At 33.5% G+C, this 17,321-nt stretch carries 15 protein-coding genes; 12 read left to right on the top strand and 3 right to left on the bottom strand.

Annotated elements, in window-relative coordinates:
• The first annotated feature begins 9 nt into the window (after positions 1-9).
• The 5 genes from hemW (at position 10) to uvrC (ending at position 6,087) form a co-directional block, all read left to right on the top strand.
• Entirely contained in the window at positions 10-1,140 is a 1,131-nt protein-coding gene (gene hemW / locus K5X82_11995) for a radical SAM family heme chaperone HemW (protein ID QZT36016.1), read from the top strand.
• Positions 1,141-1,308: 168 nt separating this feature from the next.
• Positions 1,309-1,749, top strand: a complete 441-nt coding sequence (gene ybeY, locus K5X82_12000) for an rRNA maturation RNase YbeY (protein QZT36017.1) — start codon at positions 1,309-1,311, stop codon at positions 1,747-1,749.
• A 39-nt stretch (positions 1,750-1,788) separates the two neighbouring features.
• On the top strand, positions 1,789-3,666 hold the full coding sequence (gene mnmG / locus K5X82_12005; protein ID QZT36018.1) for a tRNA uridine-5-carboxymethylaminomethyl(34) synthesis enzyme MnmG: 1,878 nt from the start codon (positions 1,789-1,791) through the stop codon (positions 3,664-3,666).
• 65 nt (positions 3,667-3,731) lie between these two features.
• Positions 3,732-4,271: an adenine phosphoribosyltransferase gene (locus K5X82_12010; GenBank protein ID QZT36019.1), complete on the top strand. Its 540-nt coding sequence runs from the start codon at positions 3,732-3,734 to the stop codon at positions 4,269-4,271.
• A gap of 10 nt (positions 4,272-4,281) precedes the next feature.
• Positions 4,282-6,087: an excinuclease ABC subunit UvrC gene (gene uvrC / locus K5X82_12015; protein ID QZT36020.1), complete on the top strand. Its 1,806-nt coding sequence runs from the start codon at positions 4,282-4,284 to the stop codon at positions 6,085-6,087.
• A 3-nt stretch (positions 6,088-6,090) separates the two neighbouring features.
• On the opposite strand, the gene K5X82_12020 is transcribed toward uvrC, so the two are convergent.
• On the bottom strand, positions 6,091-7,029 hold the full coding sequence (locus tag K5X82_12020) for a lipoate--protein ligase (GenBank protein ID QZT36021.1): 939 nt from the start codon (positions 7,027-7,029) through the stop codon (positions 6,091-6,093).
• A 78-nt stretch (positions 7,030-7,107) separates the two neighbouring features.
• Between K5X82_12020 and dtd the strand changes: the two genes are divergently transcribed.
• From dtd to K5X82_12040, 4 genes are all read left to right on the top strand, one after another.
• A complete protein-coding gene (gene dtd / locus K5X82_12025) occupies positions 7,108-7,557 on the top strand; it encodes a D-tyrosyl-tRNA(Tyr) deacylase (protein QZT36022.1) in 450 nt (149 codons plus the stop codon).
• Positions 7,558-7,583: 26 nt separating this feature from the next.
• Positions 7,584-7,916: a nucleotide pyrophosphohydrolase gene (locus K5X82_12030; protein QZT39126.1), complete on the top strand. Its 333-nt coding sequence runs from the start codon at positions 7,584-7,586 to the stop codon at positions 7,914-7,916.
• A 2-nt stretch (positions 7,917-7,918) separates the two neighbouring features.
• On the top strand, positions 7,919-8,803 hold the full coding sequence (gene deoC, locus K5X82_12035) for a deoxyribose-phosphate aldolase (protein ID QZT36023.1): 885 nt from the start codon (positions 7,919-7,921) through the stop codon (positions 8,801-8,803).
• Between the two features lie 251 nt (positions 8,804-9,054).
• Positions 9,055-9,951: a diacylglycerol kinase family lipid kinase gene (locus tag K5X82_12040; protein ID QZT36024.1), complete on the top strand. Its 897-nt coding sequence runs from the start codon at positions 9,055-9,057 to the stop codon at positions 9,949-9,951.
• 11 nt (positions 9,952-9,962) lie between these two features.
• Here the strand turns inward: K5X82_12040 and K5X82_12045 are convergent, their stop codons facing one another.
• Positions 9,963-10,937 (bottom strand): polyprenyl synthetase family protein, encoded by a 975-nt coding sequence (locus K5X82_12045; protein ID QZT36025.1) that lies wholly within the window; start codon positions 10,935-10,937, stop codon positions 9,963-9,965.
• A 281-nt stretch (positions 10,938-11,218) separates the two neighbouring features.
• Between K5X82_12045 and polA the strand changes: the two genes are divergently transcribed.
• The 3 genes from polA (at position 11,219) to ltrA (ending at position 16,163) form a co-directional block, all read left to right on the top strand.
• Positions 11,219-14,035 (top strand): DNA polymerase I, encoded by a 2,817-nt coding sequence (polA, locus tag K5X82_12050; GenBank protein QZT36026.1) that lies wholly within the window; start codon positions 11,219-11,221, stop codon positions 14,033-14,035.
• 59 nt (positions 14,036-14,094) lie between these two features.
• The gene (locus K5X82_12055) at positions 14,095-14,298 is read left to right on the top strand and encodes a hypothetical protein (protein QZT36027.1); all 204 of its coding nucleotides are present in this window, start codon (positions 14,095-14,097) and stop codon (positions 14,296-14,298) included.
• Between the two features lie 482 nt (positions 14,299-14,780).
• Positions 14,781-16,163 (top strand): group II intron reverse transcriptase/maturase, encoded by a 1,383-nt coding sequence (gene ltrA, locus K5X82_12060; protein QZT36028.1) that lies wholly within the window; start codon positions 14,781-14,783, stop codon positions 16,161-16,163.
• 80 nt (positions 16,164-16,243) lie between these two features.
• On the opposite strand, the gene K5X82_12065 is transcribed toward ltrA, so the two are convergent.
• Entirely contained in the window at positions 16,244-17,173 is a 930-nt protein-coding gene (locus K5X82_12065; GenBank protein ID QZT36029.1) for a tRNA-dihydrouridine synthase family protein, read from the bottom strand.
• Positions 17,174-17,321 lie beyond the last annotated feature (148 nt).

Below are 17,321 nucleotides of genomic sequence, written 5' to 3' on the forward strand. Positions count from 1 at the left end.
ACTTATTTTATGTCCGGAATTTATTTTCATATTCCTTTTTGCAAAACTAGGTGTTTTTACTGTGATTTTCACACAAGTACAAACTTAGTATTAATTGAACCGATGTTCATTGCATTAATGAAAGAGTTGACTTCTCGAAAGGATTATTTAAAGCATGATCCAATCATTAATACCATTTATTTTGGTGGGGGTACTCCGTCTCTATTAACAACGGACCAAATCGGTAAATTAATATCTTCTGTAAAGGAATATTATAATGTTTCGGACCTAGTTGAGATCACTGTTGAAGCAAATCCAGATGATTTATCAAAGGAATACTTGAGAGAATTAAAAAGTAATGGGGTTAATAGACTGAGTATTGGTGTTCAATCTACTGACGGTACTATATTGAAAGATATGAACCGTCGTCACGGTGTTAAAGATGTTTTTAATGCTGTGAGCAACTCCATTGAAGTAGGAATAGATAATATTTCGATAGATTTAATCTATGGCGTTCCGAATCTTACTCTTTCTTTATGGAAAGAAACCATAGATAGTGTAATTAAGTTGCCAATTTCTCATATCTCTGCATACCATCTTACATATCATGAAGGAACAGTATTTCATCGACGTTTAAGTAAAGGGCAACTAAAGCCAGTCGATGAGAATGAGAGTCTGAAACATTACGAAATTTTGGTTGATTCATTAAATAAAGCTGGTTTTGAGCAATATGAGATATCCAATTTTTGTAAAAATGATAGAATTTCGAATCATAATAGCTCCTATTGGAATGGAGCCTCTTATCTAGGAGTTGGTCCATCTGCTCACTCCTTTGATGGGCATAGTCGTCGATGGAATATTTCTAATAATAAAAAATATATAGATGCTCTAAATGAAAATGAGCGCTATTTTGAAGAAGAGATATTATCGAATGAAGATAAATATAATGACTATGTGATTACTTCATTTAGAACAAAATGGGGAGTAAAACGACAAATACTAGAGCAGTTTGGTGCTTCATTTGTGGATTTTTTCACTACACAAGTTCAACCATTTATTGATAGTAATGAAGTGGTTTATATACATGATGGTTGGGAAATGACTTCCCAAGGTTTTATACGGTCCGATTTAATTATAGAAAAAGTATTTCATTGTGAATAAGTATTGTTTATAACTATGTATCTGTTTGATATACAGCTAGTGAAATACGGTTCATTTTGTTTATTTCTTTCAAATCCTTTTGTGTAATTACATTTAAATTAGTTTTTATTTTTTACTTTTGACTCTAAATTAGGGTGTTCTTAATTTAATACATAAAAACAAAGGAAAGTGGCTATAGAATTTTTTGCAGAGGATATCGATTTTCCTGCTTATGAGGAGAGTTTTTTGCAGACGTTTATTACACGTTTAATAACTTCAAAGAATAATGAAGTAGGGGAGATCTCTTATATTTTTTGTTCTGATGTTTATCTTCTTAAGATAAACATTGATTATTTGCAGCATGATTACTATACGGATATTATTACTTTTGACTATGTAGAAGGTAATCTAATCTCTGGAGATGTCTTTTTAAGTATCGATAGGGTAAAAGATAATGCAGAAGTGCTTAATGTCGGTTTTGATTCAGAATTTGCACGTGTACTATCTCATGGGATATTACACCTTCTAGGATTTAAAGATAAAACGGATGATGAAGCTGCAGAAATGAGACTAGAGGAAGATAAAGCAATAGTTATTTTTAATGAGGTAAAGGTTGAAATGTCTTTATAGTACTTCCATCTGCTTTTGTTTTTTTAATAGGAAAATTATATGTTACCATTTTATGATATAATTGTTGTTGGTGCTGGTCATGCTGGATGTGAAGCGGCGGCAGCAGCGGCTAATTTAGGATCTAAGACTTTATTAATTACAATGGATCTTAATAAAGTCGCTCAAATGAGTTGTAATCCTGCTATTGGTGGCATTGCTAAAGGTCAGATTGTCAGAGAGATTGATGCTTTGGGTGGTTACTGTGGTAAGATTACAGATCTTTCATCTATTCAATTTAGAATGTTGAATAGATCTAAAGGTCCTGCAATGTGGAGCCCACGCGCTCAATGTGACAGGATGCGTTTTTCTGAAAATTGGAGAGACCAATTAGAAAAATTGGATAATCTAGATTTTTGGCAAGGAACTGTTCAGGAACTTATTTTTGAAGGTGAAAGAATAACTGGTGTTAAGACTGAGCTAGGTGTTGTATTTAACTCTAAAGCGGTTGTATTGACTAATGGAACTTTCTTAACTGGATTGATGCATTTCGGAAAGACAAAACTTGAAGGAGGTCGTATTTCTGAACCTACATCATTAGGTATTACTGAACAATTGAAGTCAAAAGGTTTGATTTCAGATAGAATGAAAACAGGTACTCCTGTGAGAATTGATGCAAGATCTGTTGATTTCTCAGTAATGGAAGCACAGGGAGGAGATGATGATGTTCGTAAGTTTTCATATGATCCAGATATAAAAACAAACCTTCAGCAAAAACCTTGTTATATTACTTACACTAATCCAGATGTTCATGGTGAACTGGAGCAAGGTTTTGAGGACTCACCCATGTTTGATGGCACCATTGAAAGCACAGGACCTAGATATTGTCCCAGTATTGAATCAAAGTTAATAACCTTTGCATCTAAAGATCAACATCAATTATTCTTAGAGCCAGAAGGTGAGACTACAATTGAGTATTACCTAAATGGATTTTCATCTTCTTTGTCATGGGATATACAACTTGCTGGTCTTAAGAAAGTGAAAGGGTTAGAAGATGTTCGCATCTTACGACCTGGTTATGCTATTGAATATGATTATTTTGACCCAACACAATTACATCATACTTTAGAAGTTAAGTCTCTTCCAAATCTCTATTTTGCCGGTCAAATTAATGGAACGACTGGTTATGAGGAAGCTGGAGCACAAGGCTTAATGGCTGGAATTAATGCCTACTTAAAGATTAATAATAAAGATGAGTTTGTACTTGGTAGAAACGAAGCGTATATCGGGGTTCTTATCGACGATCTTGTTACCAAAGGTGTGGATGAACCTTATCGTATGTTTACAAGTAGAGCTGAATATCGTATTTTGTTAAGACAAGATGATGCAGATGTTAGACTCACAGCGAAGAGTTATGAGTTAGGGCTTGCTACAGATCGTCAAGTTGCATTATTAGAAGAGAAAGTTGAGCTTCGAGATAAGGTCATTGATTTTTGTCAACAATATAGTATCAAGGCAAAATATATTAATGAATGGTTAGTTGACAATGGTACAACTGCACTTAAACAAGGATGTAAATTGATAAATTTGGTATTGCGTCCCCAACTAACTATCTTTAAACTTATTAAAGCAATTCCTGCTTTCGAAAACCTATATCTTTCATTACCCGATAATCGTCGTGATGAAATATTTGAGGCAGCCGAAATTTTGATGAAATACTCTGGTTATATAGAAAGAGAAAAAGCTATTGCAGATAAACTAAAAAGGTTAGAACATATCAATATTTTTAATAAATTTGATTACGAGTCTATACATACTCTATCTACAGAGGCTAGACAAAAGCTTACTAAGATAAAACCTAAGACAATTGGTCAAGCATCACGTATATCTGGGGTTTCTCCAAGTGATATAAATGTTTTACTAGTTTTATTAGGGCGCTAATAATAAATTAAGTGTTTCACAATATAGTGGGAAGTGAAGAATTTTTCTTCCCATTTTTTTTTTACATGGATTCTAAACAAATAGGAATAGAAGAGGTAAAATCATCAATTCGTGATGTAATTGATTTTCCAAAAGAAGGAATTGTCTTTAAGGATATAACTACAGCAATTAAAGACCCTGCCGTTTTTAAATATTGTGTTGATCAACTATATAATTACTATAAAGACAAAGGAATTACGAAGGTGATTGGGATTGAATCTCGAGGATTTATTCTAGGAAGTGCTTTAGCATACAGATTGAACGCAGGTTTTGTACCGATTCGTAAACCGGGTAAATTACCAGCTGATACTATCCAACAATCATATGATCTTGAATACGGAACTGATACTATTGAGATCCATGAGGATGCATTGTCTAATGATGATACGGTATTAATTCATGATGATCTGTTGGCAACAGGAGGTACTGTTTGTGCTGCTACATCTTTGGTTGAAAAGATTGGTGTAACAAAGACGTACATTAATTTCATGGTGGAACTAGATTTCTTAAAAGGTCGTGAAAGATTAGATGAAAAATACGAAGTGTATTCATTATTAAGGTTCTAATTAACTGCTTATGGTAGATCCTTCTTACAAGAATCAATTGAAAGACAAAATTAAGTTACTTCCTAGTGAACCTGGAGTTTATCAATATTTCGATAAAGATGGTACGATTATCTATATAGGTAAAGCGAAGAACTTAAAGAAAAGAGTTTCAAGTTATTTTAATAAATCACATGATAACTTGAAAACAGAGATTCTTGTGAGAAAGATTTATTCTCTTCAACATATTGTTGTTGAGACAGAGGAAGATGCACTTCTATTGGAGAATAACCTAATAAAGAAGTATAAACCGAAGTACAATATTTTACTCAAAGATGATAAATCTTATCCTTGGATTTGTGTGAGTAATGAGAACTTTCCTCGAGTTTTTATTACTAGGAATGTTATTAAAGATGGTTCAATATACTATGGACCATATACTTCTACTTCTATGGTTAGAGCTTTAATTGACCTAATCCACCAAATATTTAAACTACGAAACTGTAAATTCAAACTAACCAAAGAGAATATTGAGTCTGGAAAGTTTGATATCTGTTTAGAGTATCATATAAAAAATTGTAAAGGTCCTTGTGAAGGATATTATTCAGAAGATGATTACAATCTAGATATACAACGCGTAAAGCATATATTAAGTGGTAATTTAGGTGAGGTATTAGAGTATTTAAGAGATACTATGATTAAATTATCCGAAGAACTGAGATTTGAGGAAGCAAATGATTTCAAGCAAAAGTTTGAACTTTTGAATAATTACAAAAGTAAGTCTACAATTGTAAGTGCTAAGATCAAAGATATTGATGTCTTTACCGTTGATATGGATGATAAATCAGGTTATGTAAACTTTATAAAGGTGAAAAATGGCGCTATCATTCAGTCATATACCCTTGAATATAAAAAGAAGTTAGATGAAAGTCTAGAAGAGATTCTAGAAAAAGGAATTATTGATATCAGACAGCGATTTTTTAGTGTATCTCGTGAAATACTAATACCATTTGAAATAGGATTCTCATTAGAAGGTGTAAAATTTATTGTTCCTCAAATTGGAGATAAGAAGAAACTACTAGATCTTTCAAATCGAAATGTAAAGTATTATAAGTTAGAACAAAAAAAGGTGAGGTCATTAAAAAATCCTGAGATAAAAAGTGACTTACTTCTCGAAAAGATAAAGAAAGATCTTCAACTTAATAAACTTCCTCGACATATAGAATGTTTTGATAATAGTAATATACAAGGGCATTATCCTGTTGCAGCATGCGTTGTTTTTAAAAATGGGAAACCGTCAAAGAAAGATTATCGACATTTTAATATTAAAACAGTGGAAGGACCAAATGATTTTGCTTCGATGGAAGAGATTATTTATCGGAGGTATCATCGGTTAATAAATGACAACTTACCATTACCAGATGTAATTGTAATTGATGGGGGAAAGGGACAGCTTAGTGCTGCAGTTAAGATTTTAAGAGAACTAGAGATTATTAATAAAGTATGCGTTATAGGTTTGGCTAAAAGGTTAGAAGAGATTTTCTTCCCTGGAGATCCTATTCCGTTGTATCTTGATAAGAAGAGTGAAACTCTGAGAGTTATTCAGCACTTAAGAGATGAAGCCCATCGTTTTGGAATAACCTTTCATAGAAATCAAAGATCTAAAGGATTTATATCTTCGGAACTGGATAGTATTTCAGGGGTTGGGCCAAAAACTAAAGAAGCACTTCTTACTCACTTTAGAAGTGTAGCTGCAATAAAAAGTGCTTCCCAAGATCAGCTGCAGCAATTGATTGGTAATAATAAAGGACAATTAGTATTTGATCATTTCAATAAGTAGTTTTCATAACAAGTAATTGTCTATCTCAATAGCTATCTCTTTATGCCCTTTATTTTGTAAAAAGGAGACTAGCACATTCTTCTTAAAATGAACTTTGTCTTCTGTATTTATTATTATATAGTCATTCTTATAAGCTGAAGATATATATCCTTTTTCCACGTGGAACCTATAAGATGCATCTTCTTGTGGTTTATTAATATGGAAAGTGAATTTTGGTCCATATGCAATATTCCAATCCCATTTAGTGTATTTGTCTTGGCATAGTTTTTTTACAATATTGTAATCTACAATATTCAATATATCTTCATAAGAATAGCCCTGTTTAGTAAAGAAGCTAATCATATTATCTTTGAATATTTCAATATTTGAAGGAATATTAGATATTTCTCCTAAATTCATAATCCTACTTCTTTTCGATTTGACTCCATTGCTATCAAACATTGCTGTAGCTGATTTAAGAATCTTAGAGATCTCTTTAATATCACTATTAACTAAGAGTGTCCCATGTGCAATAGTCCTTTTTTTATAAATATGAAATGCAGAACCCGTAACTTTTCGGTTATTTACCTGAATATCATTTCGTTCTGATAGTATAGGGGAGATGCCATATTGGTGAGTTAGGAAATCTTTTATTGGTTCGATACATTTTTTGTATGATAGTGTTTCAATGCTTTCATGATTTGAAATAAAGCAGAAATTTAGATTCCCGTTATCATGAACAACCGTACCTCCACCAGATATCCTTCTAATAAGAGGAATATTGTTATCAATAATATATTTTGCGGATACTTCAGCAAATGCATTCTGATGCTTTCCAATAATTACAGAGGGAGTATTTATATAAATAAATAAGAATGATTCCTTTGAGTTTTTTAATAAAAACTCTTCTGTTGCAATGTTTGTCGATGGATCAGTAGTGTTGCTACTTATTATTTTTATCATGCTTAGTGTATTACTTTAAGTACCTTTGATGAAAAGTATTTTAATATAACTGTTAAAACTCATTATTGTTTTTAAATTATGAAAGTAGTTTTACAACGTGTATTGGAGTCTTCAGTAAAAATTGATGAAAAGATACACTCACAAATAGGGAATGGTCTACTAATTCTATTAGGAATAGGAAAAGAAGATAATGCAGAAGATATCAATTGGCTAATAAAAAAGATAAGTCAAATGAGAATCTTCGAGGATGAGAATGGTCAAATGAATCGTTCTATATTAGATGTTAATGGGGAAGTTCTTATTGTATCCCAGTTTACACTACTTGCCTTAACTAAAAAAGGTAATCGTCCTTCATTTATTGATGCTGCAAGACCTGAGGTTTCTATCCCTTTATACAATTCATTTGTAGATGAGCTAAGTAAGACTGTTTCAACCGATGTTAAAACGGGTGTTTTTGGTGCCGATATGAAGGTTTCATTAATTAATGATGGGCCTGTAACTATTGTTATTGATTCCAAAAATAGATAGTATAATATTTTATTATGAAAGAGGAAATAACAATTGGCAAGTTACAGTCTATGGTTGATGACTGGATTAAAAAATATGGAGTGAGGTATTTCTCTGAGTTAACTAATACGGCTATTCTTATGGAAGAAGTTGGTGAACTCGCTCGCGTTATATCAAGGACCTATGGGGAGCAGTCGTTTAAAGGTGATGAAAATTCAAGTAAAGAGGCTTTATCAGATGAAATAGCTGATGTCTTATGGGTTTTGGTTTGCTTGGCTAATCAAACAGGTGTTAATCTTGAAGATGCTCTATTACAAAACTTTAAGAAGAAGACAAAACGTGATTCGGAAAGACATATTAACAACAATAAATTAAAATAATTATGGGTGAAACTAATTTTTCACAATGGAAAGAGTTTGATAGGAAATTCTCAATAGTAGATGTTAGATCTGAGATAAAGAATATCTTAGAGACTAAAAGGAGTGAATGCGATACTTTAGATTTCTACAAGTTAGCTTTATCATGTATTGATTTAACTACATTAAATTCTACTGACACTCAGGAGAAAGGTCTCCTTTTTACACAAAAAGTTAATGAATTTAGTTCAGCTTTTCCTGAACTATCTAATGTAGCTGCAATTTGTGTTTACCCTAAATTAGTGAGGACTGTTCGAGAAACCCTTAATGTTGACAATATAAACTTGGCTGCTGTTTCTGGTTGTTTTCCTTCTTCAATGACTTTTATTGAAGTTAAGTGTAAAGAGACAGAGATGACTGTTGAAGCGGGAGCAAATGAGATAGACATTGTAATTCCAATAGGAGATATGATTTCAGGTGATTATGCATCTGTATTTGAAGAGGTTAAGGCACAGAAGAAATCGTGTGGTAATGCACATTTAAAGGTTATATTAGAATCAGGTATATTAGAAGATCCAAATCTAATATGGAAGGCTAGCTTGCTATCAATGTATGCAGGTGCAGACTTTATCAAGACCTCTACTGGTAAGATGGATCCTGCTGCTACCATTGAGGCTTCTTATGTAATGTCTCAAGCTATTGCTTATTATTACCAAGAAACTGGAGTTAAGGTCGGATTTAAGCCTGCTGGTGGTATTGCTGAGACACACGAAGCAATAGACTTTATTACAGTTGTAAGAGATATACTAGGTGATGAATGGATGAATTCAAGTTTGTTTAGGTTTGGTGCAAGTCGATTAGCTAACAACTTATTGTCTAGCATTAAAGGTGAGGAAATTAAGTTCTTCTAATAAGATCGTTATAGTTAAAAACAGTAATAATACCTGCTTTGTAGGCTTATTACTGTTTTTTTTTGCCTATTATCATCTGTGATTTAAATTAACTCGTTTTATTTTTTAATTTTGAATCATAATATTACCTTAATTAAAATATAGATTAAGGGTTTTTACTCTAATTTCAGTATGAATTGTTTAAGCTTCTAATGATTCTACTGCTAGGTTTTTTACTGTATAACTATTGTTATCAATTTAATTTTAAGAGAATGAAAAAAACAAAGATACTAGTTCTAATCAATCCAATATCGGGAACCGGTAAACAAAAAGATATTGCTAAAGAAATTGAGAAGAGACTAGACTTAGATTCATTCGATCTTGAGATTAAAGAAACTGAATATGCAGGTCATGCCGTTTCTCTCTCCAATGAAGCATCGAAAAATGGTATTGATATTGTGGTTGCTGTTGGTGGTGATGGTACTGTAAATGAGGTTGCCCAAGGAGTATTATACACAGAGACTTCTATGGCAATAATTCCATGTGGTTCAGGAAATGGTTTTGCTCGCCATATTGGGATATCATGTTCTCCATTAAAAGCAATAGATCAATTTAAAAATATGATATCATGTGAAGTGGATACGTTAAGAGTTAATGATTATCTATCTGTTAATGTATCGGGAATAGGTTATGATGCTTTTATTAGTCATGAGTTTGCAAAAATGAATAATAGAGGACTCTCTTCGTATATTAAGGCTATTTTCTCTAGCTACTTTTCATATAAGGATAGATCTTATAAACTGAGGTTGGAGAATGAGAGTAAAGATGTAGAGGCATTTATGGTTTCTTTTGCGAACTCCTCTCAGTTTGGAAATAATGCTTACATTGCTCCGAAAGCGAGTATTCAAGATGGGTATTTCTCTGTTAGTGCTATCGCTAAACCTAAATGGTATCAAATACCATATTTGACATTTGCATTTTTCACAAAACGATTGGATCGCTGTAATATCTACAAAGCATACGATTGTCAGTCGTGTGAAGTAGAGCAATCAGATACGATACTTCATGTAGATGGAGAGCCTGTAAGTTCGGATAAAGTATTACAAGTTAAACTTCAACGGAAGTCACTTAAAGTGATGATTCCAAGTAAAATGATGAATAAGATATAATCTTAAGATAGTTATTTATTTCTTGTAGTAACGAACTCTATATAGTGCTCTAAAGCATCACGATACTCTGTTTTAGGAAATTTCATAAGTCTTGCATGTGCACGTTCAGTAAATATATTCATCTGTTCGTTTGCATGTTGAAGACCACCATTTGTAATGACAAATTCAGTTAGTTCTGAGATATCTTTACTATTTTTCTTCTTCTTACGTAGCTTGCGAAGGATTGCTTTTTGTTCTTTTGTTGAGCTTTTCTCTAATGCATATATTAATGGGAGTGTCACTTTCCTTTCTCTCAAATCATTTCCAGTTGGTTTCCCAATAATATTGCTATTTTGATAATCTAATACATCGTCTTTGATCTGAAAGGCTATGCCTAGGTCTTTTCCAAACTGTTTTAGTTCGTTAATAGTATCGTCATCATCTGTAGTAGATGCTGCACCAATTGCTGCACTACAAGCAAGTAGAGACGCTGTCTTTTTTTCAATGATATCGAAATATACTTCTCTTGTTATATCTAACTTTCTTGCTTTGTCTATTTGTATGATTTCACCTTCACTCATCGCAGATACTGTTTCAGATATTAGTTCTAGAAACTTGTATTCCTTGTGTTCTATACACCAAGTCAACCCTTTCCCTAGAATGAAATCTCCAACTAATACTGAAATTTTATTTCTCCATAAAGCATTTATTGAGAAGGCTCCTCTGCGTTGAAATGAGTCATCAACAACATCATCATGAACTAGTGTTGCTGAATGAATGAGTTCAATGGTAAGTGCACCATGATAAGATTTTTCTGAAATATTACCACATAACCCCGCTGATAGAAAAATCATTATTGGGCGCATTTGTTTCCCTTTTCTTCGTATGATATAGTGTAGGATCTTATCTAGCATCGGAATGTTAGAGACTACAGCTTCACGAAAGAATGGTTCGAAATTATCAAGATGATCTTTTATGGGGAAAGTTATTTGATTGAATGTTGTCATACGCCCTTTCTGCAATAAATATTACTCTATGAATACATTTCAAATGTAATAATATAATTCTATAGTCTTATTTGTGATCAATTACTTTTCACATATATTTTTCTTTAAATAAATATGTATGTAATATTACTTGTTGTTTATTCAATTTATTAATGATTGTACTAGTGAAAAAGATATAAATGCTCATATTGTGAACCAATGAATTTATATCTTTGTTCGTTATATTGAGTTTTTTATTAATAATATTACTGGGGATAATCTCAGTTTTAACCCAATACTTCATGGCTGACGAGAAAAGAATATTTCTACTCGATGCTTATGCATTGATTTATCGTTCATACTTTGCTTTTATCAAGAACCCTAGGTATAATTCGAAAGGGCTTAATACTTCTGCAATGTTAGGTTTTACTAACACTTTAGAGGATCTATTGAGAAAAGAAAACCCTGATTATATTGCTGTCGTTTTTGATGTCCATGCTCCTACTTTTAGACATAAAATGTATCCAGAGTATAAAGCGAATAGAGAAGCCATGCCTGAGGATCTACGAGCTTCTATTCCTTATATCCGAGATATTATTAAGGCTTACAATATCCCAATTGTTGAATCTGAAGGTTATGAAGCTGATGATGTTATTGGAACACTATCTGTTAAGGCAAAATCAGAGGATTTTACAACTTATATGATGACTCCAGATAAGGATTATGCGCAGCTTGTTAATGACTCTGTTTTTATGTATAAACCTAAACGTATGGGGAATGATACTGAAATTTGGGGGATTGCCGAAGTTTGTGATAAGTTTGGTGTAGATGATCCCATTAAGGTCATTGATATACTTGGGTTGATGGGGGATAGTTCGGATAACATACCTGGATGCCCTGGTGTTGGACCGAAGTCTGCCACCAAATTGATTAATCAATTTGGCTCAATTAATGGTGTATACGAGAATATATCAAAACTTAAAGGTGCTCAAAAAAAGAAACTGGAGGAAAATGAAGAGCAAGTTAAACTTTCGAGGGTTCTTGCTGAAATTATGCTGGATGCTCCTGTTGATGTCACTTTTGATGAGATGAAGAGGCAAGATCCCAATGAAGGTGAATTAAACTCAATTTTTAGTGAATTAGAGTTTCGTGCATTAATTCAGAAATATAATAGTAGTACTGTTTCTAAAACTCCACAAGAAGGTCTGTTTCAACCGCAACAAGGGGATTTGTTTGGAAGAGTTTCACAACCATCTCTATTTGATAATTTAGCACAAGAAGAGGTAGAGGTTCCACGTGAAACTATTGCTGCATTTGAAAATAGCGAATTAAAATATTATCTAGTTGATACGCCTGCCTTACGAGCCGATCTCCGTGCAGATTTGTGTATACAGTCATCTTTCTGTTTTGATACTGAGACGACAGGTTTAGATCCAATATCTGCTGAGATTGTTGGAATTTCATTTTCGTTTAAAGAGGGTGAAGCTTACTATGTCCCGATATCTTCCGATAGATCAACAGCCAAAGAGATCTTGCAAGAATTTGCTTCTATATTTAAGGACGAGTCTATTGAAAAGGTAGGGCAGAACATCAAATATGATATGCTTATTTTACTACAATATGGATTAGTAATTAAAGGTAGGTTATTTGATACAATGATTGCCCACTATCTATTAGAACCTGAGTTAAGACACAACTTAGATTATTTGTGTGAGCAATATTTGAACTATAGAAAAATTCCTACGGAGAGCCTGATTGGTAAAAAGGGGAAAAATCAGAAAAGTATGCGTGACCTTCCTGTAGATGAAGTTTGTCGTTATGCTTGTGAAGATGCTGATTTTACTTTTAGGTTGAAAAGTCTTTTTTTACCTAAATTAAAAGAGTCGAACCTAGAAGAGTTGTTTCTGAATGTGGAAATGCCTCTTGTTCATGTTTTAGCTATCATTGAAAATAATGGTGTATGTTTTGACACTAGTTCGATGAGTGATACACAAATTAGATTAACAAGAGAGCTAATTCAATTAGAGAAAGAGATCATCTCTTTGGCTGGTGAAGAATTTAATGTCTCTTCCCCAAAACAGTTAGGTATTATTTTATTTGAGAAACTTAATCTAGATGCTAAAGCGAAGAAAACAAAAACAAATCAGTACTCCACTTCGGAAGAGGTGTTGGTTAAGTTAAAATCAAAGCATCAAATTGTTGAAAAAGTGTTGGAATTTCGATCTATGAAGAAACTCCTTTCTACTTATGTAGAAGCACTTCCTAAATTAATAAATAAGAGGACTGGAAGGATTCATACTTCCTTTAATCAAACTGTTACTGCAACAGGAAGACTGAGTTCTAACAACCCGAATTTACAGAACATTCCTATTCGTGATGCCCAAGGAAAGGAGATTAGAAAGGCTTTTGTTGTTCCTGATGAGGAACATTTATTTGTCTCTGCCGATTATTCTCAAGTCGAATTACGTATAATGGCTCATTTAAGTCAGGATGAAGGTATGTTGGAAGCTTTTGCTTTAGATATTGATATTCATACAGCTACTGCTGCTAAGATATATAAAGTTTCGACTTCTGAGGTGACTTCTGACATGAGACGAAAAGCAAAAACTGCTAACTTTGGAATTATTTATGGAATTTCTGCTTTTGGTTTATCACAAAGACTCAATATTTCAAGATCTGAAGCGAAAGATCTTATAGATGGGTATTTTGAATCATTTCCAAAAGTGAAAGAGTTTATGAATATGCAGATAGAAGTGGCAAGAGAGAATCAATACGTGGAGACAATATTGAAACGTAGACGTTATCTACGTGATATTAATTCTGCAAATGGCATGGTGAGAGGTATGGCTGAAAGAAATGCTATAAATGCGCCAATTCAAGGATCTGCTGCTGATATTATTAAAATTGCCATGAATCGAATTCAAGCCCGCATAGAAGAGCTTAAACTTAAATCAAAGATGATTCTTCAAGTACATGATGAATTAAATTTTGAAGTTTGTAAAACAGAATTCGATTTAGTTTGTTCTATTATTAAATCGGAAATGGAAAATGCGGTAGATTTAGCTGTCCCCTTAAAAGTAGATATTGGTTTTGGCGTAAACTGGCTTGAGGCACATTGATCTAACGTATCTATTTCTCGCTAATACTCTTTAATACTTATTTTTTAATGAATTGATTTATGTCACAAAAGGGGATTAACACAGAGGAAGAGTACCGCTCTTTGCTAATGAAGCATTTGCTTTCTTTGGCAAAGGGCGAGACTGATGCAGAGAGTTCATCAGATCCTATTTCTTCACTTCTTGATGCTTATGAAGCACAAGTGATGGAGGACGATGTATTAGAAGAGGTTGCGGATTCCAATTTCATGGGAAGTTGTATTTAACCGTAACTTTTCAATGTATTTTAAAGAAAGGAGAGCTTATTTAAGTTCTCCTTTTTGTATGTGTGCCATGCATGGAAATTAACTAATCGGTGTAAGTCCGTAGTGGAGGTTTGTAGAGCCAACCACCTAGCAGAAGGCAAGGGTGCTTATCGTGAGGTATAACCTGAAGGAAGCCGTATGCAAAACTCTGATCCGAGGTATACGAATCGCATTAGGCGGTATATAACTGGATAAGCTTGCATAACAAAGTAAAGTCCGAATTCTACACGGAGTTTATACCGTAGATGTGGCGGATAGATGGAGTGAAAGTTAATTCCCTTACCATGGGAGATCTCACAGGTGGATAGAATGTATTTTCCCTGTCCATTCATAAAAAGTTAACTGTGAGAAGTCAGCCGAGGTCATAGTACTGTAGCCACTTTACAGGAAGGACTGAATCTTAAATTGTTCATAATACAGACTGTTACCTAATGAAAGGATCAATGCAGAAAATATCGGAAGATAGCTACTTAAGTGAAGGTAGAGCGGAACTCGAGAATAACTCAAGAGCGCACACTTTCAAAGGGATAACTGAAGGCATTATGGAAACGAACATTACAACAGATAATTTATTAGAACGTGTCCTAGAATCAGGTAACCTAAATAAGGCTTATTTACAGGTTTATCGTAATAAAGGGAGTCATGGAGTTGATGAGATGCAAGTGGAATCCTTAAAAGATTATATCAGACTTCATCGAGAAGTTTTAATAGCAGAACTACGAGAAGGGAAGTACCTTCCCAATCCTGTACGACGAGTCGAAATACCCAAAGAACCAGGTAAAACACGCCCTTTAGGTATTCCTACTGTCGTGGATCGAGTTATTCAACAAGCCATTTCACAAGTTCTTAGTCCTATTTATGAGGAACAGTTTTCCAATTATAGCTTTGGATTCCGTCCGAATAAAGGAGCACATACAGCTATTATAGCCTGTAGCCAAACGATCACATCAGGTTATCATTATGCTATCGATATGGATATGGAAAGATTTTTCGATACCGTAAATCATAGCAAGTTGATAGAGATCTTATCACGAACGATAAAAGATGGTCGATTAGTTTCCTTAATCCATAAATATCTAAGAGCCGGAGTTGTTGTTGAAGAGCAGTTTCAAGAAACAGAAACAGGAGTTCCTCAAGGAGGACCATTAAGTCCATTGCTAAGCAACATTATGCTGAATGAATTAGACCATGAACTCACAAGACGAGGTCATGAGTTTGTTCGTTATGCAGATGATATTGTCATCTTATGTAAAAGCAAGCGAGGAGCTACACGCACGATGAATTCTACAATTCGTTTTATAGAAGATACTCTATTCTTAAAAGTGAATCGAGATAAAACAGAAGTGGTGCGCTACAATCAGATTAAGTTTCTTGGCTACAGTTTTTACAAAACAAAAGGTGTCGTTCGTTTTCGATTGTCGAAAAAGACACAACGGAAAGTGAAGCGCTCTTTGGAAGGAATTGTAGCACGGAATAATAGTATTGGTTACGATGAAATCAAATCCAAGCTTAAAAGCTATATTCAAGGATGGGTAACCTATTATCGATTGGCAGATATGAAATCATTTCTGAAACAAGTAGATGAATGGCTAAGACGACGTATCCGTATGGTAATATGGAAATGTTGGAAAAGAGTAAGAACGAAGATGAAGAATTTAATGAAACTCGGAGTTTCGAAGAACAAAGCGTATGAATATGCTAATACGAGGAAAAAGTATTGGCGCATTTCAAAGAGTCCAATTCTACAAACGACTATAACGAATAAGAATTTGGAAAAGGCAGGCTATATTACGCTAAGTGATTATTATCAGAAAGTAAAGCCGTGATTTAGGGAGTCGCCGTATACGAGACCCGTACGTACGGTGGTGTGGGAGGTGTACTGGAAGATAAAATATCTTCCAGCCATCTACCCGATTATCATTTTACTGAAAGCATGCGAAATGGCTTCGTTATAATTCAGCATATTTTTTGACTTCTTAAACTTCTTATATACTTTTCTACTGTCTACAAAATGGTATGAAAAGTATGACCAAAATCTCTCCATCTTTTGAACGACCTGCTTTTCAATATCTGTTTGCTTAGATATGCATTCAAATACATCTTGATGTATAGATTCCAATATCTTCTTCGGCATCAAAATTTCTTTTCCTTTAATTTTTGATGCTAAAAAAATATCTTGTAAAGCTCCTCTACCTAACATGACACCTTTGATGCCAACCATCTCATTAATTCTATCGAACTCTTCAATTGTTGTAATATCGCCATTGTAAATAACAGGGTGTTTACTTTTTTCTATAAGTTCCTTCATGTAAGATAGTTCAACCGTTCCTTTGTATAATTGGCTTGCAGTTCTTGGATGAATAATAATCTCTTCAAGCTGGTATTGATTTAGAATATCGATCATCTCTTTCCATGTTTCGTGCGTTTCAAGACCGCTACGAAGTTTAACTGACACTTTGCCCTTAAAGATGGATATAGTACTCTCTATGATCTCCTTAGCCATGTTGATATCATGGTAAATACCTGCACCTCTTCTTTTTTTTGTTGCCATTGGGTATGGACATCCAAAATTGATATTTACTTCATTATATTGGTCTAAGAATGGAAGTAAATATTCTACTTCCTCTCTATTTGCTGCTAATATCTGAGGCACTATATTTTGATGAGGGTTATTCTCAATAGCAATATCTCTTTTTTGTCTGTTTTTCAATTTCAGGTCTCTCTGAAAGCTGATATATGGTATGAAATACTTTTCAAAACCTCCTATATGCTTTTGTATGGCATTTCGATAACTGTATTCAGTAAACTCTTGTAATGGTGCAAGATATAAATCCATGAGAACTATTTTTTGTTTGTGTGGAGGCAAAAGTATTAACTTTTAATCGATTAATGAATGAATTATTGGTCTATATATACTTACCTTGATATAAGATAGAGGTTTGATTCTTAAAATAAAAATCATAAAATCGACTCTCTGTTATGTG

The organism is Prolixibacteraceae bacterium (assembly GCA_019856515.1).
GTDB classification, from domain to species: domain Bacteria; phylum Bacteroidota; class Bacteroidia; order Bacteroidales; family Prolixibacteraceae; genus Halosquirtibacter; species Halosquirtibacter xylanolyticus.